Genomic DNA, 17,707 nt, shown 5'->3' with positions numbered 1-17,707 from the left:
CATGGTGGGTCGGGTTCGGTTGCGCGCTCGCTCAGCCGACGTCGATCTCGATGGTGCGCGGCGCGCCGTCATGCGCGAGCAGCGCGTCGAGTCGCGCGTGCAGCGTCGCGCCATGCGTAGAGAGTAAGTGCCGCGTCGCCGCGTCCGGCGTGTCGAACCGAAGCCGCAAGTCGAAACGCGAAAGAACGAGATGCAGCACCGTGTCCGGCAGCAGCGCGGCGTCGAGCGGCAGGCTGATCTCCCATCGGCTCGATGCGTCGTCTGCGCACAGCGCGGCAATCTCGGGCGCGAGCGCTTCGGCCACGCGCACCATCCGCTCGCGCTGCGCGAACACCTGATTGACGAACGCATCGGAGCCCGCGCGCGCGCGCGCCATCGCCTCGCGCCCGACCGCGTCCGGCAGCGCGGCCGGATCGCGCTCGACGCGCGGCGTCGCGCCGCCGCGCCACGGGCTCGACGCGTCGCGCCGCCGCGCGTCGCCGCCGTCCGGCGCGCGCTCGCCGGCCGGCGCGACGCGCGAGCGCCGCATCAACTGCGCGTAGTCGAAGCCGCGGCGCGCGGCACGCGGCGCGCCGCCCGGCTCGGGCGCGGGCTCGCCCGCGATGATCCGCACGGGCCTCAGGTCGGCGGCGCTCATGCGTGGGCCGCCGTCGGCATCGTCACGCGGCCGACCGGCCGCAATTCGACCTGGTCGCCGAGCTCCTGATACGAATAGACGGGCAGCCAGCCGAGCCGCGCCTCGATCATCCGCCGCGTGTAGCGGCGCACGTCCATCGACGTGACGAGCGCGACGTCGTCGCGCGGCGCGTCGCCGACGAACGACGCGATGCTGTCGACCAGATAGCGCACCTGCTCGGGCGGCAGCGCGAGGAAGTTGCCGGCGGGCGTCTGCTTGATCGACTGCCGGATGTGTTGCTCGACCGCCATGTCGAGCAGCACGGCCGGCAATTGCCGCGCGCCGCGCGCCGCGCGATACGCGAGATAGCGCGACAGGTCGCCGCGCACGTATTCGGCGAGCATCAGCATGTCCTTCTCCTTCGGCCCCCACGCGACGAGGCTCTCCATGATGTCGCGCGCGTTGCGGATCGGGATGTGCTCTTCGAGCAGGCGGCGCAGCACGTCGGCGATGCGCTGCGTCGGCAGCGCCTTCTGCACCTCGGCGACGAGCCCCGGATAGTCGAGGCCGAGCTGGTCGAGAATCCACTGGGTTTCCTGAATGCCGAGGAACAGGTAGGCGTTGCGCCTGAGCAGCGCGATCGTCTCGTGCGCGATCACCTGCTCGGCGCGCCACGCGCGCGCGCCGGCCGGCGCCGCCTTGTCGTCGATCCAGTAGCTCTCGGCGAGCCCGCCCGCGGGCCCGCGCTTCGTGCAGCGGCCGGCGAGCGCGGGATCGGACGCCGCGTCGGGCAGCATCGTCTGGTCAGCCGGCAATTCGAGCCGCGCCTGCGGCACGTCGCGCATCAGGATCTCGCACGTCGCCGCGGGCAGCGCGCCGCTCGTCCACAGCGTGATGCCGGGAAACGGCAGCCCCTGCTCCTCCTGCAGCTTCGCGCGCTCCTCGTCGAACGCGCGGTCGAGCGCGGCGGGCGCGAGCCGCGCGACGAGATCGGGCGAGACGCGCACGCCGATCGCGCACGTGAAGAGCGGCGCGCGCGGCAGGATCGACGGCGTGCCGCTCTTCGCGCCCGCGCGCTGCAGCGCGATCACCGGCTCGCCGCGCGCGGTCGAGCGGCGCGCGCCCTTTTGCAGCCGGTAGCCGGCGAACGCGAGCGTCGCCGACAGCAGCACGAAGAGCGCCGCCGGAAAGCCCGGCACCGCGGCGAAGCCGAGCAGCAGCACCGCCGCGAAATACAGCGCGCGATGGCTGCCGCCCAGTTGCCTCGCGATCTCGGAGCCGAGCGACGTGCCTTCGCCTTCGTCGTGATCGTCGGCGACGCGCGTGATCATCACGCCCGCCGCGACCGAGATCAGCAGCGACGGAATCTGCGACACCATCGCGTCGCCGACCGACAGGATCGAGAAGCGGTTCGCGGCTTCCCCCGCCGTCATCCCGTGGTACATCACGCCGATCGCGATGCCCGCGACGATGTTCACGAGCGTGATGATGAGCCCCGCGATCGCGTCGCCCTTGACGAACTTCATCGCGCCGTCCATCCCGCCGTGCAACTGGCTCTCCTTCGCGAGCGTCGCGCGCTTGCGGCGCGCCTCGTCGGGCGTCAGGATGTTCGCGCGCAGGTCGGCGTCGATGCTCATCTGCTTGCCCGGCATCGCGTCGAGCGTGAAGCGCGCGCCGACTTCGGCCACGCGCTCCGAACCCTTCGCGATCACGATGAACTGCACGGTCGTGATGATCAGGAACACGACGAGGCCGACGACGAGATTGCCGCCGACGACGAGCTCGCCGAAGCTCTCGATGATGTCGCCCGCGTTCGCGTGCAGCAGGATCGATTTCGTCGATGCGATGTTCAGCGACAGCCGGTACAGCGTCGTGAACAGCAGGACCGACGGAAACACCGACAGCGACACGATGCTGCCGACATACATCGTCACCATCAGCAGCGTGACGCTGATCGCGATGTTGATGCCGAGCAGCACGTCGATCACCTCTGGCGGCAGCGGCAGGATCATCAGCGACACGATCGCGACGACGAGCACCGTGATGCCGACCTCGCCGCCAGCGGGAAGTTTGAGGGTTTTCAGCGTCATGACGACCTCGCGGAGGGAGGGGCGGCGTCGGCGCGCGCGCCCGAGATGGATTCGACCCAGCGCAGGATCGCGGCCACCGTTTCGAACAGTTCTTCGGGAATCGCCGCGTCGCGCTCGACGCGGTACAGCGCGCGCGCGACGCTCGGGTTGCCGACGATCGGCACGCCGAGCGCGTGCGCGTGGCGGCGCAGCGCGAGCGCGCCGGCATCGACGGCCTTCTCGATCACCCGCGGCAGCGGATGCTCGTCGGGCGCGTAGCGAATCGCGACCGCGTAGTGCGTCGGGTTGACGACGAGCACGTTCGCCTGCCCGACCTTCTGCCGCGGCGGCGCGCTCGTCGCGATCTCGCGCGCGAGCCGGCGGCGCTCGCCCTTCGTGTGCGGATCGCCCTCGCTCTCCTTGTGCTCGCGCTTCGTCTCTTCCTTCGTCATCCGGTTGTCGCGGATGAACATCACGCGCGCGATCTTGTAGTCGGCCGCCGCGAACACCGCGACGACGAGCGCGACAACGCCGACGAGCTTCATCAGCACGGTCCACAGCACGCGCGCGAGCTGCGGCGTCGCCTCGTACACGCTCGCGACGACGAGCGGAAACAGCGACGTCATCATCTTCCAGATCACGCACGCGAGCACGATCGCCTTGACGATCATCTTCACGAGCTCGAGCAGCGACTTCAGCGAGAAGATCCGCTTGATGCCCGCCATCGGATTGATCGCGTCGAACTTCGGCATCACGGGCTCGAGCGTGATCATGAAGCCCGCCTGCGGCGCCTGCGACGCGACGCCCGCGACGATCGCGGCGGCGACGAACGGCAGCATCGTCAGCGCGGCGCTCGCCGCGAGATCGTGCAGCGCGGCGAGCGTCGCCTGCGGCGTGCGCTCGCCGTGCACGAAGTCGAGCGCGGTGCGGATCGCGCGCGTGAGGCCGCCCGTCAGCATCGATTCGCCCGCCGTCAGCACGCCGATCGCGGCCGCCAGCGTCACCGCGTCCGCGACGTCCTTGCTCTTCGCGACCTGGCCTTTCTCGCGGGCCGTCTTCAGCTTCTTCTCGGTGGGCTCCTCGGTTTTCTCTTCGGCCATCGCCGCCGTTCCTCTCGAGAGTCGGACATGGCGCGTACGTTAGCGGCGCGCCGCGCCGCGCGCGCGCGCCGGCCCGAAGCCGCGCCGTGCGGCGCGAAGCGCGCGCGACGCTTCGCGCCGCACGCGCGCGCTTCGCATCGGCGGCCGGGCGGCGGCGGCGCGCTGCTACCTTGCGCCCCATACGCCTTTTCCTCAACGACATGCGCCGCTCGCGCGGCGACACGGAGCGCACACCATGGACGAATCCCGGCCGACCTATCTGCGATGCAGCCAGGCAGCGTTGAACGTATTGATCGACGCGGCGAGCCTCTCGCTCGGCGGCGCGCTCGGCGGTCCGGCCGCCGATCCCTACGACATCGGCCTGCTGATCGACGCGCTGCGCGTGCTCGCGCCGCAACTGCCCGCCGCCGACATGTTCGACGGCATGCTGCACGTCGCGCTCGGCCACTTCGACGACGCGGTGCGCGTGTTCGCGGCGGTCGCGAACGGCCCGACGAACGCGATCTACGGCAAGGCGCTGCTCGCGTTCGCGCTGCAACTGAAGCGCGATCCGGAATGGCGAATCGCCGCCGACGACGTGCTGGCGGCGGGCGGCCCCGCGCAGGCGATCGCGCTCGTCAAGGCGCTCGAGCGGCAGCACGACGTGATGCTCGCGAAGGAGCACGCGCAACGCACGGGCGTATGGGAGCTGCCCGAATCGGTCGCGAACGCGAACCCGAGCGGCGACGCGGCCGATGCGCCGCCCGCGAATCCGTCGAGCGGCTTCGATGCGCAGGCCGCGTTCTCGCACCAGCAATATCTGCGTCTTTGACGGGGAGATCCGCATGAACGCCCCGCTTTCCCCGGTGGATCTGACCCGCGCGCTCGACGTCGCGTTCTCGGACGCGGCCGCCGCGCCGGCCGCGTCGATGCCTAACGTCCCGCCGGAAGTACCTGCCGACGTCGCCGGCCGCTTCCAGGCGCTGATGTCGAACGCGACGCCGACGCCGCCCGTCGCGCAGGCGCACGAAACGAGCGCGGTGTCGAAACTCGTCGAGACGTCGGACGCCGCGCTCAAGCAGGTGCTCGAGAACACCGCCTATCTGAGCCGGCACGCGAACGAGATGTCGATGAGCGAGATGGTCGCGGCGTCGATCCAGGTGTCGGCCGAGGCGACCGCGATGCAGATCGACCTGCAGGCGAAGATGAGCGTCGTCACGTCGACGAAGGACGCGATCGGCTCGCTGATGAAGAACCAGTGATCATGAACACACTCCGTCTCCCGATCTCCGCGGCCGCCGGCCGCAGGGCCCGGCTCGCCGCGCTCGTCGCGTGCATGGCGCTCGCCGCCGGCTGCCGGCAGGAGCTGTACGGCGGCCTCGCCGAGCGCGACTGCAACGAAATGATGGCCGCGCTGCTGCAAAACGGCGTCGACGCGCAGAAGAAGACGCCCGACGGCGGCAAGACGTGGACGCTCGCCGTCGACGACAAACAGATCGTCAAGGCGATGGAAGTGCTGCGCGCGCGCGGGCTGCCCGCGGCACGCTACGACGATCTCGGCGCGCTCTTCAAGAAGGACGGCCTCGTGTCGACGCCGACCGAGGAGCGCGTGCGGTTCATCTACGGCGTGTCGCAGGAGCTGTCGGATACGCTGTCGAAGATCGACGGCGTCGTCGTCGCGCGCGTGCACATCGTGCTGCCGAACAACGATCCGCTCGCGCAGGTCGCGAAGCCTTCGTCGGCGTCGGTGTTCATCAAGTACCGGCCGAACGCGAATCTCGCGACGCTCACGCCACAGATCAAGAACCTCGTCGTCCATAGCGTCGAAGGGCTGACGTACGACGAAGTGAGCGTCACGTCGGTCGCGGCCGACCCGGTCGATCTCGTGTCGGCCGCGCAGCCGCCCGCGCAGAAATCCGGCGGCGCGACGCTCGCCGGCGTGCTCGTCGCCATCCTCGTAGGCGTCGCGCTCGCGGCTGCGGGCGGCGCGCTGTGGTGGCGCGCGCGCAAGGGCGGCGGCTCGGGTGTGGGCGGCCTCGCCGCGCGGCTGCGCGGCGGCGGCGCGAAGGCCGCGGCCGCGCCTCGGCAGGCCGGCGCGCGATGAGCGGCGGCGCGCCGGTCGCGAGCGTCGCCAGCGTCTCGACGCGGGCCGCGTGGCTCGCCGGCTACGACGCGAACGCGCGACGCGCGGCGGACTGGGTCCACGCGAGCTGGCACGGCGCGCTCGCGCCGCTCGTCGCGACAATGCATGAGCGCGCGCCCGCGCTGCGCGCCGCGTGCTCGCGGCTGCTGTTGCGCACGCTCGCGGGCCCGTCGCCGGCGCTCGACGGCTTCGACGCGCCCGCGGACCGGCTCGCCGCGCTGCCTGTGGCCGATGCGCTGCGGCTCATGCGCGTGCGCGCGCTGCTGTTCCGGCGCGCCGAGCTGCGCCACTGGATCGGCCGCGCGAGCCGCGAGCGGCTTGCAGGCTGGGTCGGCGCGGGCGGCTGCCGCGCGCTCGCCGCGCTGCCCGACGCGCCGCGCGCGCGCGATCTCGATCGCCGCGAGCCGGCCGCGCCGCTCGCACGGCTGTCCGGCGACGACCTCGCCTGGGAAGGCTGGTGCCTGTTCGAGCGCGACCGGGCCTGGTCGCCGGCGGGGCCGATGCGCATCGTGCGCCTCGCGCTGCCGCGCGACGCCGCGCGCGCGCCGTGGATCGAACGCGCGGCGGCTGACGCGGACGGCGCGATGCTGCTCGCGCGCCTGCCGTCGCTGTTTCCGGAGTGGTCATGGCTTTTTGGCTGAAGAACCGCGGGATTGCGCTCGCCGACGATCTATGCATCGCGGCGCCGCACGGCGTGCTGCGCCGAGACGCGTTCGAAACGGTTCAGGCGCTCGACGCCGCGCTCGACGCGCTCGCGGCGGAACGCGACGCCGTGCTGCGCGCGGCACGCGACGAAGCCGAACGGATCGCCGCCGACGCGCGCGCGCAGGCCGACGCGCTCGTCGACGCCGCGCGGCGCGAGCACGACAGCGCATACGCGCGCGGCTACGATTCGGGCCGCGCGCAGGCGATCGCCGACTGGCACGCGCAGGCGGCCGATTCGTTCGAGCAGGAGCGGCGCGTGCGCGACCGGATGCGCGAGCGGCTCGCGGAGCTCGTCGCCGCGGCCGTCCAGCAGATGGTGCGCGCGGAAGACGCGCGCGGCCTCTTCGCGCGCGCGGCGGAGACCGTCGAGCGCGTCGTCGCCGGCGCGAGCTATCTGACGGTGCGCGTGTGCGATGCCGACTACGACGCCGCGCGCGAACAGTTCGGGCTGCTGGCCGACGCATGGCGCCGGCAGGGCCGCAACGCGCCCGTCGACGTCGTCGTCGAGCCGCGCGTCGCGCGCGGCACCTGCGTGTGCGAATCCGATTTCGGCACCGTCGACGCGAGCCTCGACACGCAACTGAACGCGATCCGCGCGGCGCTCGCCCGCGCGCTCGACGACGCGGGCCGCCCATGAATGCCTTGACCGATCTGTCCCGCGTCGCCGACGCGATGGCCGCGCGGCTCGCGATCGAGCCCGCCGTCGACATGACGGGCAAGGTGCTCGAAGTGATCGGCACGCTCATGCGCGTGGTCGGCCTCGAAGCGACGTTGGGCGAGCTGTGCGAGCTGCGCAGCGCGTCGGGCGCGCTGATCCAGCATGCGGAAGTCGTCGGCTTCACCCGCAACGTCGCGCTGCTGTCGCCGTTCGGCACGCTCGGCGAGATCAATCGCGGCACGCGCGTGATCGGCCTGCGGCGGCCGCTGTCGGTGAAGGTAGGCCACGGCATCCTCGGGCGCGTGATCGACAGCTTCGGCGAGCCGATCGACGGGCGCGGCGAGCTCGACTACGACGCGCTGCGTCCCGTGATCGCGCCGCCGCCGAACCCGATGTCGCGGAGGATGGTCGACGCGCCGCTCGCCACCGGCGTGCGCATCGTCGACGGCCTGATCACGCTCGGCGAAGGCCAGCGCATGGGGATCTTCGCGCCCGCGGGCGTCGGCAAGAGCACGCTGCTCGGCATGTTCGCGCGCGGCGCGTCGTGCGACGTCAACGTGATCGCGCTGATCGGCGAGCGCGGCCGCGAAGTGCGCGAGTTCGTCGAGCTGATCATGGGCGAGGACGGCATGGCGCGCTCGGTCGTCGTGTGCGCGACGTCCGACCGCTCGTCGATCGAGCGCGCGAAGGCTGCGTATGCGGCCACCGCGATCGCCGAGTATTTCCGCGACCAGGGCAAGCGCGTGCTGCTGATGATGGATTCGCTCACGCGCTTCGCGCGCGCCGGCCGCGAGATCGGCCTCGCGGCCGGCGAGCCGCCCGCGCGGCGCGGCTTCCCGCCTTCCGTGTTCGCCGAGCTGCCTCGCCTGCTCGAGCGCACCGGGATGGGCGAGCACGGTTCGATCACCGCGCTCTACACGGTGCTCGCCGAGGACGATTCCGGCAGCGACCCGATCGCCGAGGAAGTGCGCGGCATTCTCGACGGCCACATCATCCTGTCGCGCGAGATCGCCGCGCGCAACCAGTATCCGGCGATCGACGTGCTCGGCAGCCTGTCGCGGATCATGCCGCAGGTCGCGACGCGCGAGCACGTCGGCGCGGCGGGCCGGCTGCGCCAGTTGCTCGCGAAGCACCGAGAGATCGAGACGCTGCTGCAGCTCGGCGAATACCAGGCGGGCAGCGATCCGGCGGCCGACGAGGCGGTCGCGAAGATCGACCGGATTCGCACGTTCCTCAACCAGCGCACCGACGAGTACTCGCCGCCCGACGCGACGCTCGCCGCGCTGCACGCGCTCGTCCAGTGATGCGCCGCAGGCAGCGTGCCTTCGAGACGCTCCTCGCGCGGCGCGAGCAGCGCGGCGCGAGGCTGCGCGCGGAGCAGGCCGCGCTGCGCGCCGAACGCGACGCGGCGGCGGCCGAACTCGCGCAGGGCGAAGCGCACGCGCACGCGAAGCTCGATGCGGCGAATCGCTATGCGGCGCGCGTGGACGCGATGGCGGCCGGCCACGCGCCGTTCGCGGTCGGCGATTACGCGGCATGCCGCCGCTATCGCGACGCGCTGCTCGACGAGCACGCGCTCGCGAGCGCGCAATGCGCGGGGCTGCGCGCGGCGCTGCAGGCGAAGCTCGACCAGCTCGCCGCGACCGCGCGCCGGATCGCGCGCAACGACGCGCAGATCGACGTCGTGCGCGAGCGGATCAAGCAGCTCGCGCGCGCGGCCGAGGCGGCCGCCGAGGACACGCAGGACGAGGACATCGAAGAAGGCGTGCTCGCACGCCGGCTCGCGGCCGCGCGGGCATCGGACGAGGCATGCAGATGAACACCAACGACATCTTTGCGCTGCAGCACCTGGGCGACGAACTCATCGGCTTCATCGTGCTGCTCGCGCTGTCGAGCGAGCGGCTGCTCGTGATCATGTCGATCCTGCCCGCGACCGCCGACACCGTGATGAAAGGCCCGATGCGCAGCGGCGCGGCGGCGGTGTGGTGCCTGTTCATCGCGTGCGGGCAGCAGGCGCTGATTCCGCAGCTTCACGGCGCGTTTCTCGTGATCGCCTGCTTGAAGGAGGCCGTGATCGGGCTCGTGCTCGGCATCGCCGCGTCGACGGTGTTCTGGGCCGCAGAGGCGATCGGCACGTATGTCGACGACGTTGCCGGCTTCAACAACGTGCAGATGCAGAACCCGAGCTCGGGCACGCAGACATCGCTGATGGCGACGCTGTTCGGGCAACTGACGATCGCGTCGTTCTGGCTGCTGGGCGGCATGACGTTCCTGCTCGGCGCGCTGGTCGAATCGTATGCATGGTGGCCGCTCGGGTCGTTCGATCCGGTTCCCGCGCCGCTGCTCGAAGCGTTCGCGCAGGCGCGGATCGACATGCTGATGAACATGATCGCGCGGATCGCGACGCCGATGATGGCGATGCTGGTGCTCGTCGACCTGGGCCTCGCGTTCGTCGCGCGGTCGGCGCAGAAGCTCGATCTGATGTCGGTCGGCCAGCCGCTCAAGGGCGCGATCGCAGTGCTGATGGTCGCGGTGCTGGCGGGGAATTTCGTGACCGAGATGCGCGGGCAGATTTCGCTTGCGGAGCTGGCGCAGCAGGTCCGGCGGCTCGCGCAGCGGCCGGGGGGCGACGGGAAGACGGATCGAGGGGGCCGCGCTTCGGGGGCTTCGGGGGCTTCGGGGGCGACCAGCGTCACATCCGTTCGCTGATCCGGCGAATCATGCCGGCGGGCACGCGATCGGCATCCCGATCGCTCGATCGGCAAGCGGGTTGCGCGTCGTCACGCTCGCGCCGGCGCCCGGAATGCAGAAGAGCGTCGGCGCGCGGCGCGCCGTGCGCCGCGAGCGCCTCCGTGATGCGCCGCCCCGGTTGCTCCGCGTCCTGCGCCTCGCGCAGCATGTCCGGCACGTCGAATGCGTCGCCGAGCCGCTGCGCACTTCCGACACCGCCCGCTCCGGCGACGTCAGCTTGCCCGCATAGACTTTCTTCAGCATCCCGAACCTCCCCGGCGTTCAGTTTTCGCCGTTCAGTAGTTGGCGTCGGCTTCCGGCGAATGACCGCGCTTGTAGATCAGCATCGTGCGCTCGAACGACATCACGACGACACCGTGCTGGTTGACGCCCTTCGTCTCGACGGTCACGATCCCCTGCGTCGGCCGGCTCTTCGATTCGCGGCGCGACAGCACCGTCGATTCCGCGTACAGCGTGTCGCCCGCGAACACCGGCGCGCTCGCCCTCACCTTGTCCCAGCCGAGATTCGCCACCACCTTCGCGCTGACCGTGCGCACGCTCATGCCGGTCAGCAGCGCGAGCGTGAACGTGCTGTCGACGAGCAGCTTCTTCCATTCGGTCTTCGCCGCGTATTCGGCATCGAAATGCACCTGCTGCGTATTCATCGTCAGGAGCGTCATCCAGATGTTGTCGACGTCCGTGATCGTGCGGCCCGGCCGGTGCTCATAGACGTTGCCCGGCTCGAAATCCTCGAAATACAGGCCGGATATCTCGCGAAACCGCTTGTCGCCGATTTGTCGATACGCGGAAATCGTCGTGCTCATGCTCGCCTCCTTGTTAAAGAAAGAATGGGTATCGCCATCGCGCCGCGCCCAGTCGTCGCGCAACTCGAGCGTCTTGATCGACATCGTTCGCTTGCAGCGCCGCGCGGCCGACTCGGGCACCACCGATACGCCGACGCCGTTTTCGACGAGGCGGCAGATCGCATCGAGCGTGTGCCCGCCTCCGTCGGCTTCACGCCGAGCCGTTCGCGCACGAGAAGCGGCACGCCGGCCGTCGCCTCCATCTTGCTTGATGCGTCCGCTTGCGCAGCCGAGCGCCAGATTGGCCCGGCTCGCGCCGTGCGTGATGCTGCCCGCCTCGACGACGGCGACGAACAGACGCAGATCGGTGATGTCGAAACGCACGCGCCCTCCCGGATCGACGAGCCCACGGTCGAATCGAAGGCTCGATTCGAGCTATCGGGCATTGTGAACGACGCGGGTGGTTTTCACAACGCGCCGAAGCAACGCCCGCTGCGCGGCTCACGCCATGCCGCTCCCTTCGTCGCCAGAGACGGCACGCCCAACCCCGCATCAGCCCTCCGTGCGCCGCCGCACGTAGCACTTGATGAAATCGACCCACGCGCGAACCTTCTGCGGCACGTGCCGCGTCGACGGATACAGCGCATAGACGCCCTGCTGCGGAAACCGATAATCCGGCAGCGCGTCGATCAACGTTCCGTTGTCCAGATCGTCGCGCACGAGCCACTCGGGCAGCAGCGCGACGCCGCTGCCCTGCCGCGCGAACGCGCACAGCACCGATGCGTTGTCCGCAATCAGATGCGGCTTCGCCGCAGGCCGATATACGTGCTCTCGCCCGTCGCGATCGTGCAGCAACCACGACGCAACCTGCGACAGACGGCTGTGCCCGAGCTGCGGCAAGCGCGCGAGCGCGTCCGGCGATTCGATTCGCGCGGCGCCGTGCTCGGCCAGCAGCGCGGGCGAAGCCACCGGCCGCACGTCGTAGGTGTCGATGCACACGCCCCGGTACGGCAAGTCCTGGAACTGCTCGAAGCGGCCGAGCCGGATCGCGACGTCGAATCGATCGCGCACGAGGTCCGCCTGCGACGTATGCGTCTCGAGCCGCACGCGCAGCGCCGGATGCATGCTCGTGAATTCGCGCAGCGCCGGCGCGACGACCCGCAGCGCGTATTCGACCGTCGACGTGACCCGCAAGCTGCCCTGCATCCCGCCGTGCTCGCCGCGCGCATCGTCGATCGCCTCTTCGGCTTCGGCGAGCACGCGCAGGCAGCGCTCGTAGAAACGCTCGCCCGCTTCGGTCAACTCCACGCGCCGCGTCGTGCGCGTGAGCAGCGTCACGCCGAGCTCGGCCTCGAGCTGCTTGACGTTGAAGCTCACGGCCGCGCGCGCCTGGTTCAGCACGTCCGCCGCGCCCGTGAACGAACCGGCCTCCACGACTGCGCGAAATACGTCGAAACGATCCAAGCTCACCATCGCGCCCTCGATTGTCAAAATTTTTCGATCAGTCTATCCGGGCAATCGGACTGACGGCCACGGATCGCGGACTTTACACTACGCAGCCTGATGTCACCGGCTGCTTCCATGTCCGCCCGCTCACGCATCGCCGCCGTCTATCTGCTCGGCTTCTCGATCGACCTCGCGAACATGTTCGCAATCAACGCCGCATACCCGGCGCTGCAGCGCGAGCTGCACGCATCGGTCGCGCAGCTCGCGTGGATCGGCAACCTCTACATGCTCGGGCTCACCGTCGTGATTCCGCTCGGCGCGTGGCTCGCGCACCGGTTCGGCGAGCGCCGTCTGCTCGCGGCGTCGCTGCTCGTGTTCGCGCTCGGCAGCGCCGGCGCGGCGAGCGCGCAGTCGATCGGCGCGCTGCTCGCGTCGCGGCTCGTGCAGGGGCTCGGCGGCGGCCTGCTGATTCCCGTCGGCCAGGCGATGACCTATCGCGCCTATCCGCGCGAAGCGCGCGCCCGCCTGACATCGATCGTGATGATGGTCGCGCTGCTCGTTCCCGCGACGTCGCCCGCGCTCGGCGGCGTGATCGTCGACCATGCCTCGTGGCGCGCGGTGTTTGCGGGAATGCTCGCGCTCGCCGCGTTGTCGTGCGCGCTCGCGCTCGCGTGGCTGCCTGCCGACGTCGCCAGCGATGCGCCTCGCACGCTCGATGCGGCGGGCCTCGGCCTCAGCGCGGCCGCGCTCGTCGCGCTGCTGCTCGGCCTCACGTTCGCGAGCCGGCGCGGCGCGGAAATGCCGGCGATCGCCGCGCTCGCGACCGCGTGCGCCGCCGGCCTCGCATACGTCCGACATGCGCGCCGATCGAGCGCGCCGCTGCTCGATCTCGCGCTGCTCTCGCAGCCGCTCCTGCGCGTCGGCATCGTCGTCTATCTGTGCGTGCCCGGCGTCTTCACGGGCGTGAATCTGATCGCATCGCTCTTTCTGCAGAACGCGCTGGGGCTCAGCGCGACGCAGGTCGGCGCGCTGATGGTGCCGTGGTCCGCCGCATCGTTCGCCGCGATCGCGACAACACGGCGCGTCTTCCCATCGGCCGGCGCAAGGCCGCTGCTCGCCTGCGGCATCGTGATCGACTGCATCGGCGTCGCACTGCTCGCGACGCCGTTCGCGGCGCACGAGGCGGGCCGCGTGCTGGCCTACGCCGCGATGGGCTTCGGCGCGAGCCTCTGCACGAGCACGTCGCAAAGCGCCGCGTTTCTCGACGTGCCAGCCGCCAGCATGGGCGAAGCGAGCGCGCTCTGGAACCTCAATCGTCAGTTGAGTTTCTGCCTGGGCGTCGCCGCGCTCGGCAGCGCGCTCAATTTCCTGCTGACGTTCAACGGCGGCGCCGCGCCGCTTGCGTATCGTCAGTGCTTTGCGCTCGGCGCGCTGCTGACGCTGCTGCCGCTGCCGCTCGTCGCGCGGCTCGGCTCGCGTCGCGCGGCGGTCTCGCCCGCTGTTTCCGTGGACACCCAATCGAGTCGATCATGAACGAAACGAACCCGTATTTTCAGGAAGTCATCGACGCGCACGTCGACATCGAGCGTTGGTTGTCCGGGCAGGCCGAATTCGACCGCCTGCCCGCATTGCTGGGCCGCTTTTCGCCGCATTTCTCGATGATCGCCGCGCGCGGCGCGTCGCTCGACCACGCCGGCCTCGACGAACTGTTCCGCCGGGGACACGGCCAACGTCCGGGGCTGCGCATCGAGATCGACGAACTGCAACGGATCGGCGCGTGGCGCGACGGCGCGGTGATCGGCTACCGGGAAACGCAGATCGACGGCGAAGATCGCCCGAACACGAGACGCTCGACGGTCGTGTTCGAGTACGACGCGGCGTCGCGCATCGTCTGGCGGCATCTGCATGAAACGCCGCTCGCGACATGAGACCCGGCCGGGCGACGTCGAATCGGTTCGAACGTGCGCACCGAAAGCGCGCATGTCATCGGCGCCAGCGCCGCTGCCGCACACTCGGCGCATCCGGCACGCACACCGATAGCCCGCGCCCCGTGCCCTTGCCGACCGGCTTCGTCGTATGGAACGGATCGAAGATCTTCGCGAGCCGGTCCGCCGGAATGCCCACGCCCGTATCCTCGATCGCGATCGTCACGCCGTCGCCGTCCCGGCGCGTGCGGATCGTGATCGTGCCTCGCTCGGCAATTGCGTGCGCGGCGTTCATCAGCAGGTTCATCACGACCTGGTTCAACTGCGACGGCATGCATTCGACGGCCGGCAGCTCGCCGTAATCCTTGACGACCTCCGCCTCGTACTTCAGCTCGTTGCGCACGACGTTCAGCGTCGCCTCCAATCCCTCGTGGATGTCGGCGAAGTTCCATTCCTCGCTGCCCGCACGCGAGAAGTCGCGCAGGTCCTGCACGATCCGCCGCACGCGCGACGCGCCCTCGATCGATTCGTCGATCAGCGTTCCGATGTCCCGGCGCAGGTAATCGAGATCGACTTCCTCGTGCGCGACGCGCAGGCGAGCCCGCTCTCGATCGTGAACGTCTGCAGCGATTCGAGCAGCGCGGTCTCGGCCGTGAACAGCGCGCGCGGCAGCGCATGTCGAGTGCACGGCGGGAATCGAAGAGGACAACGAGGTCACGCCAGATCTCCCCTTCATCAGACGGCGTCAAACGCGCCGATGTCTTCGTGGCCGGGCGCGGCGCCGATCGCCGCCGCGGGCCGCGATGCGTCAATCGAGCAGGCCGCGCGGCGGCGGCTCGCCGCTTCCCGCATCGACGAAAATCACGAACGGCGCCACTTCGTTCGCTTCGAAACGGCGCACCTGCGCGGCCTGATGCGACGACACGACGCTGCCCTTCGTCATCAGCAGGATGCCACGGCTGTTGTGCAGGTCGTCGGCAAGCCGCATGCCTTCCGCGAGTTGCGAAGCGTTGATTCGCGATACGCTCGCGCGCCGGTCGAGCGCCAGCGATTCCTTCGAGAGCGCGACGAACCGGTCGACGACGCGCGCGTCGTAGCGCAGGCCGGCTTGCGAGACGAGCACCGCCATTGCCTGCTGCACGGTGTACAGCCGCTTGAACATGCTGCCGCTGCACAGCGCGTCGAAGTCGCGCGCGACGGCCAGAATGCGCGAGCCGAGCGGAATCGCGTTGGCGGCGAGTCCGTCGGGCGTGCCGCGCCCGTCGAACCGCTCGTATTGATGATGGATCAGGTGCGCGACGCGGCCGAGCTGCTGAACCGGCGTGAGCACCATCTGCGCGCGCAACGGGTGCTGGAAATAGCGCCGGCTCTCGTCCGGCGCCATCCGGTCGAGCGGCTTGTGCAGCAGCTCGTCCGGCAACGACAGCTTGCCGATGCCGTGCAGCAGCCCCGCGAAGAACAGCTCCTGCGCTTGCCAGCCGCTCATGCCGAGCGCGAGCGCCAGATTGCGCGCCGCCTCGCCGACGCGCTGCGATTCGCCGCCGGGCGCGCCGCAGCGCAGCTCGATCATGTTCGCGCACGCCTGAACCATCGCGGTGAAATTGTGCGTCAGGTCGCGCTGCGCGTCTTCGAGAAACAGCATCGTCTGGCGGATCTCCTCGACGCGCGCCTGCACCTGCGCTTCGAGCCCCGCGTTGAACGCGCGCAACGCATCGTTCTGCTTGCGCGTGAGCGCGTCGAGCCGCGCGGTCTCGCGGCGCAGGCGCTGCTGCTCGAGCGCCTGCTCGACGGTCAGCAACAGGTCGTGATCGTCCCACGGCTTCGTCAGGTACCGGTAGATGCCCGCTTCGTTGATCGCGCGCACCGCCGAATCGATTTCGGAATAACCGGTCAGCAGAATGCGCATCGTGTCCGGATGCCGTTCGCCCACGCGCGCGAGAAATTCCGCGCCGCTCATCCGCGGCATCCGCATATCGGACACGACCACGTCGACTTCGCCCGCGGCCAGCAGGGCGAGCGCCGCTTCGCCGCTGTCGGCGCACAGCATCCGGTAACGCTTCGGGCGGAACACGCGCTTGAGCGACGACAGCACGCTCGGCTCGTCGTCGACGAGCAGCACGACCGGCTCGTCGGCGGGCGCGTCGCCCGCCGCACACGCCGGCCGTGCGTCGTCCTCCCCGGCGGACCCGTTGCTGTGTATCGATATCGAAGGACTGCTCGCTTTCGCTCGTTCGCTCATGATGCCCTCATTCCCGATTTCTCTTTTTCTTGGATATCGGCAGCGCGAACGATCAGGCGCACTAGGGAAAACGTGGGAGATACCGGAAGACGCGAGAAGCGCCGCGTGCGAATCACTCAATCTTTCGCGAGCAATTCGCGCGCGGCGTCAGCGCCAGTTCGCGTCGACCCACTGGCAGACGCCCTCCCACGCCGGCGTCTTCATGTACGCGGCCGTTTCGCTCTCCAGCAGCGGCGCCTTGCGCCAGTCGTCGAGCCCGACCGTTTCGCCGAGCACGAAATTCGCGCGCCGGTAGCATTCGCCGAGCAATTGCGTCGCCTGCTGCGTCGCGAGCATCGCGGTCGTATCGAGTGTGAGACCGAGCAGCGCCGATGCCGGCACATCGTGGCTCTCGAGGGGCCAAAACCACGTCGTCACGCCCCATCTGAGCGGATCGCCGATCGCGCTCGGGCGGATGCCTTCCTGACTGATGCCGGTGCCGAGCGACAGCACCCGCAAATTGCCGAGCTCGCCGCCGAGACGGCTCGCAAGCGCCTCGGAAACGGCCGTCATCGAAGGATTGTTCGCGAACAGGCCGCCGTCCGCGAAATAGCCGAGCGACGGCACTTCGTACGGCGGAAAATACGAAGGCGCGGCCGACGTCGCGAGCGCCGCGTCGACGAGCGCGACATGGCGATACGCATTGCCGCTCGCGTTCGAGAACGTGCATGCGGACCAACTGCGCAGCGCCGGGTCCCATAGCCGTGACGAATTGATGACGGTCAGCCTGCGCAACTCGGTCAGATCGCCGCCGCGCAGCAGTTCCTGCGCGATGCGCTTGAGCCCGGTGTTCACGTACTGGCACGCGAAAAGCCCCGGCCCGGCGGACGCGGCGAAGCTCGCCGCGCCCGTCGCGATCGTCTCTCTCTGCTCAAGCCACGCGCCGCTCTCCTGGAATATCTCGGCTCCCCGGTTCCGGTAGACGTCGACGACTTCGGAAATCGACACGCCGCGCGCAAGCGCGAGCGCGAGCAGGCCGCCCGTCGACGTGCCGGCGAAGCCGTCCGCCTTCGCCAGGATGCCGCTGCGTCGATCGAGATCCTGAATGAGCAACGCGGTGATCAATCCCCTGATGCCGCCACCGTCGCAACTGAGAATCTTGAATGCCATCGCGGTTCTCCTCGGCTCGTGAAATTCGTGAAATGCAGGTGCGGATGCTTCCGAACGAACGCGGCGCCGCCGCGCAGGCGCACATCGGATGCAGCACGCATTCGATCGCGCTTGCGCGTTGACATCGCCGTGTCAATCCGGCTCG

General features: G+C 69.9%; 18 protein-coding genes and 2 pseudogenes. 10 read left to right on the top strand and 10 right to left on the bottom strand.

Features of this window, described 5'->3' with window-relative positions:
- Positions 1-31: 31 nt before the first annotated feature.
- The 3 genes from sctP to sctU are packed head-to-tail and all read right to left on the bottom strand — an operon-like array spanning position 32 to position 3,785.
- On the bottom strand, positions 32-637 hold the full coding sequence (sctP, locus tag WS92_RS06410; RefSeq protein ID WP_059932320.1) for a type III secretion system protein SctP: 606 nt from the start codon (positions 635-637) through the stop codon (positions 32-34).
- A complete protein-coding gene (gene sctV / locus WS92_RS06405; RefSeq protein ID WP_006028717.1) occupies positions 634-2,706 on the bottom strand; it encodes a type III secretion system export apparatus subunit SctV in 2,073 nt (690 codons plus the stop codon). The genes sctP and sctV overlap by 4 nt, the downstream gene beginning before the upstream one ends.
- On the bottom strand, positions 2,703-3,785 hold the full coding sequence (gene sctU / locus WS92_RS06400) for a type III secretion system export apparatus subunit SctU (protein ID WP_015603656.1): 1,083 nt from the start codon (positions 3,783-3,785) through the stop codon (positions 2,703-2,705). Before sctU ends, sctV begins: the two co-directional genes overlap by 4 nt.
- Positions 3,786-4,020: 235 nt before the next feature.
- Between sctU and WS92_RS06390 the strand changes: the two genes are divergently transcribed.
- From WS92_RS06390 to sctT, 8 genes are read left to right on the top strand one after another with little or no spacing between them, the layout of a single operon-like run.
- The gene (locus WS92_RS06390) at positions 4,021-4,596 is read left to right on the top strand and encodes an HrpB1 family type III secretion system apparatus protein (RefSeq protein ID WP_059932322.1); all 576 of its coding nucleotides are present in this window, start codon (positions 4,021-4,023) and stop codon (positions 4,594-4,596) included.
- A 13-nt stretch (positions 4,597-4,609) separates the two neighbouring features.
- Complete coding sequence (locus tag WS92_RS06385; RefSeq protein ID WP_015602697.1) at positions 4,610-5,026, top strand: type III secretion protein HrpB2; 417 nt, start codon at positions 4,610-4,612, stop codon at positions 5,024-5,026.
- A 2-nt stretch (positions 5,027-5,028) separates the two neighbouring features.
- Positions 5,029-5,868, top strand: a complete 840-nt coding sequence (gene sctJ / locus WS92_RS06380) for a type III secretion system inner membrane ring lipoprotein SctJ (RefSeq protein WP_015603946.1) — start codon at positions 5,029-5,031, stop codon at positions 5,866-5,868.
- The gene (locus tag WS92_RS06375; protein WP_059932324.1) at positions 5,865-6,548 is read left to right on the top strand and encodes a type III secretion protein HrpB4; all 684 of its coding nucleotides are present in this window, start codon (positions 5,865-5,867) and stop codon (positions 6,546-6,548) included. Before sctJ ends, WS92_RS06375 begins: the two co-directional genes overlap by 4 nt.
- Positions 6,533-7,249: a type III secretion system stator protein SctL gene (gene sctL / locus WS92_RS06370; protein ID WP_059932326.1), complete on the top strand. Its 717-nt coding sequence runs from the start codon at positions 6,533-6,535 to the stop codon at positions 7,247-7,249. Before WS92_RS06375 ends, sctL begins: the two co-directional genes overlap by 16 nt.
- The gene (gene sctN, locus WS92_RS06365; RefSeq protein WP_006028710.1) at positions 7,246-8,574 is read left to right on the top strand and encodes a type III secretion system ATPase SctN; all 1,329 of its coding nucleotides are present in this window, start codon (positions 7,246-7,248) and stop codon (positions 8,572-8,574) included. Before sctL ends, sctN begins: the two co-directional genes overlap by 4 nt.
- Entirely contained in the window at positions 8,571-9,089 is a 519-nt protein-coding gene (locus tag WS92_RS06360) for a type III secretion protein HrpB7 (RefSeq protein WP_141667981.1), read from the top strand. The genes sctN and WS92_RS06360 overlap by 4 nt, the downstream gene beginning before the upstream one ends.
- Entirely contained in the window at positions 9,086-9,979 is an 894-nt protein-coding gene (gene sctT, locus WS92_RS06355; RefSeq protein ID WP_059932364.1) for a type III secretion system export apparatus subunit SctT, read from the top strand. Before WS92_RS06360 ends, sctT begins: the two co-directional genes overlap by 4 nt.
- On the opposite strand, the gene WS92_RS06350 is transcribed toward sctT, so the two are convergent.
- The 4 genes and pseudogenes from WS92_RS06350 to WS92_RS06340 form a co-directional block, all read right to left on the bottom strand.
- The gene (locus tag WS92_RS06350; RefSeq protein ID WP_141667980.1) at positions 9,963-10,169 is read right to left on the bottom strand and encodes a hypothetical protein; all 207 of its coding nucleotides are present in this window, start codon (positions 10,167-10,169) and stop codon (positions 9,963-9,965) included. The two genes, sctT and WS92_RS06350, sit on opposite strands and share 17 nt — an antisense overlap.
- A 127-nt stretch (positions 10,170-10,296) precedes the next feature.
- Positions 10,297-10,824: a (R)-specific enoyl-CoA hydratase RipB/Ich gene (gene ripB, locus WS92_RS06345; protein WP_009915588.1), complete on the bottom strand. Its 528-nt coding sequence runs from the start codon at positions 10,822-10,824 to the stop codon at positions 10,297-10,299.
- 173 nt (positions 10,825-10,997) lie between these two features.
- Positions 10,998-11,187: pseudogene (locus WS92_RS35615) on the bottom strand (LysR family transcriptional regulator); the annotation flags it as partial.
- A 168-nt stretch (positions 11,188-11,355) separates the two neighbouring features.
- Positions 11,356-12,276: a LysR family transcriptional regulator gene (locus tag WS92_RS06340; protein WP_009915589.1), complete on the bottom strand. Its 921-nt coding sequence runs from the start codon at positions 12,274-12,276 to the stop codon at positions 11,356-11,358.
- Between the two features lie 108 nt (positions 12,277-12,384).
- Between WS92_RS06340 and WS92_RS06335 the strand changes: the two genes are divergently transcribed.
- Both WS92_RS06335 and WS92_RS06330 read left to right on the top strand, forming a co-directional pair.
- A complete protein-coding gene (locus WS92_RS06335) occupies positions 12,385-13,782 on the top strand; it encodes an MFS transporter (RefSeq protein WP_059932332.1) in 1,398 nt (465 codons plus the stop codon).
- Positions 13,779-14,177: a hypothetical protein gene (locus WS92_RS06330; RefSeq protein ID WP_059932334.1), complete on the top strand. Its 399-nt coding sequence runs from the start codon at positions 13,779-13,781 to the stop codon at positions 14,175-14,177. The genes WS92_RS06335 and WS92_RS06330 overlap by 4 nt, the downstream gene beginning before the upstream one ends.
- Positions 14,178-14,280: 103 nt before the next feature.
- On the opposite strand, the pseudogene WS92_RS06325 reads toward WS92_RS06330, so the two are convergent.
- The 3 genes and pseudogenes from WS92_RS06325 to WS92_RS06315 form a co-directional block, all read right to left on the bottom strand.
- Positions 14,281-14,775: pseudogene (locus tag WS92_RS06325) on the bottom strand (sensor histidine kinase); the annotation flags it as partial.
- Positions 14,776-14,982: 207 nt separating this feature from the next.
- Entirely contained in the window at positions 14,983-16,413 is a 1,431-nt protein-coding gene (locus tag WS92_RS06320; RefSeq protein ID WP_059932336.1) for a nitric oxide response regulator c-di-GMP phosphodiesterase NosR, read from the bottom strand.
- 147 nt (positions 16,414-16,560) lie between these two features.
- Entirely contained in the window at positions 16,561-17,562 is a 1,002-nt protein-coding gene (locus WS92_RS06315; protein ID WP_059932338.1) for a patatin-like phospholipase family protein, read from the bottom strand.
- Positions 17,563-17,707: the final 145 nt, after the last annotated feature.

Source organism: Burkholderia sp. MSMB1588, assembly GCF_001546925.1.
In the GTDB taxonomy this organism is placed as follows: Bacteria; Pseudomonadota; Gammaproteobacteria; order Burkholderiales; family Burkholderiaceae; genus Burkholderia; species Burkholderia humptydooensis.
Note: the sequence above shows the minus strand (reverse complement) of the source record. Positions and strands in the feature narration are given on the sequence as shown.

Excerpts from the sequence above, each read along its gene's own strand:
- WS92_RS06320 (WP_059932336.1), bottom strand. The coding sequence starts at position 16,413 with ATGAGCGAACGAGCGAAAGCGAGCAGTCCTTCGATATCGATACACAGC.
- ripB (WP_009915588.1), bottom strand. The coding sequence starts at position 10,824 with ATGAGCACGACGATTTCCGCGTATCGACAAATCGGCGACAAGCGGTTT.
- sctN (WP_006028710.1), top strand. The coding sequence starts at position 7,246 with ATGAATGCCTTGACCGATCTGTCCCGCGTCGCCGACGCGATGGCCGCG.
- sctT (WP_059932364.1), top strand. The coding sequence starts at position 9,086 with ATGAACACCAACGACATCTTTGCGCTGCAGCACCTGGGCGACGAACTC.
- WS92_RS06335 (WP_059932332.1), top strand. The coding sequence starts at position 12,385 with ATGTCCGCCCGCTCACGCATCGCCGCCGTCTATCTGCTCGGCTTCTCG.
- WS92_RS06315 (WP_059932338.1), bottom strand. The coding sequence starts at position 17,562 with ATGGCATTCAAGATTCTCAGTTGCGACGGTGGCGGCATCAGGGGATTG.
- sctL (WP_059932326.1), top strand. The coding sequence starts at position 6,533 with ATGGCTTTTTGGCTGAAGAACCGCGGGATTGCGCTCGCCGACGATCTA.
- WS92_RS06390 (WP_059932322.1), top strand. The coding sequence starts at position 4,021 with ATGGACGAATCCCGGCCGACCTATCTGCGATGCAGCCAGGCAGCGTTG.
- WS92_RS06350 (WP_141667980.1), bottom strand. The coding sequence starts at position 10,169 with ATGCTGCGCGAGGCGCAGGACGCGGAGCAACCGGGGCGGCGCATCACG.
- sctU (WP_015603656.1), bottom strand. The coding sequence starts at position 3,785 with ATGGCCGAAGAGAAAACCGAGGAGCCCACCGAGAAGAAGCTGAAGACG.
- WS92_RS06375 (WP_059932324.1), top strand. The coding sequence starts at position 5,865 with ATGAGCGGCGGCGCGCCGGTCGCGAGCGTCGCCAGCGTCTCGACGCGG.
- sctP (WP_059932320.1), bottom strand. The coding sequence starts at position 637 with ATGAGCGCCGCCGACCTGAGGCCCGTGCGGATCATCGCGGGCGAGCCC.
- WS92_RS06340 (WP_009915589.1), bottom strand. The coding sequence starts at position 12,276 with ATGGTGAGCTTGGATCGTTTCGACGTATTTCGCGCAGTCGTGGAGGCC.
- WS92_RS06385 (WP_015602697.1), top strand. The coding sequence starts at position 4,610 with ATGAACGCCCCGCTTTCCCCGGTGGATCTGACCCGCGCGCTCGACGTC.
- sctJ (WP_015603946.1), top strand. The coding sequence starts at position 5,029 with ATGAACACACTCCGTCTCCCGATCTCCGCGGCCGCCGGCCGCAGGGCC.
- WS92_RS06330 (WP_059932334.1), top strand. The coding sequence starts at position 13,779 with ATGAACGAAACGAACCCGTATTTTCAGGAAGTCATCGACGCGCACGTC.
- sctV (WP_006028717.1), bottom strand. The coding sequence starts at position 2,706 with ATGACGCTGAAAACCCTCAAACTTCCCGCTGGCGGCGAGGTCGGCATC.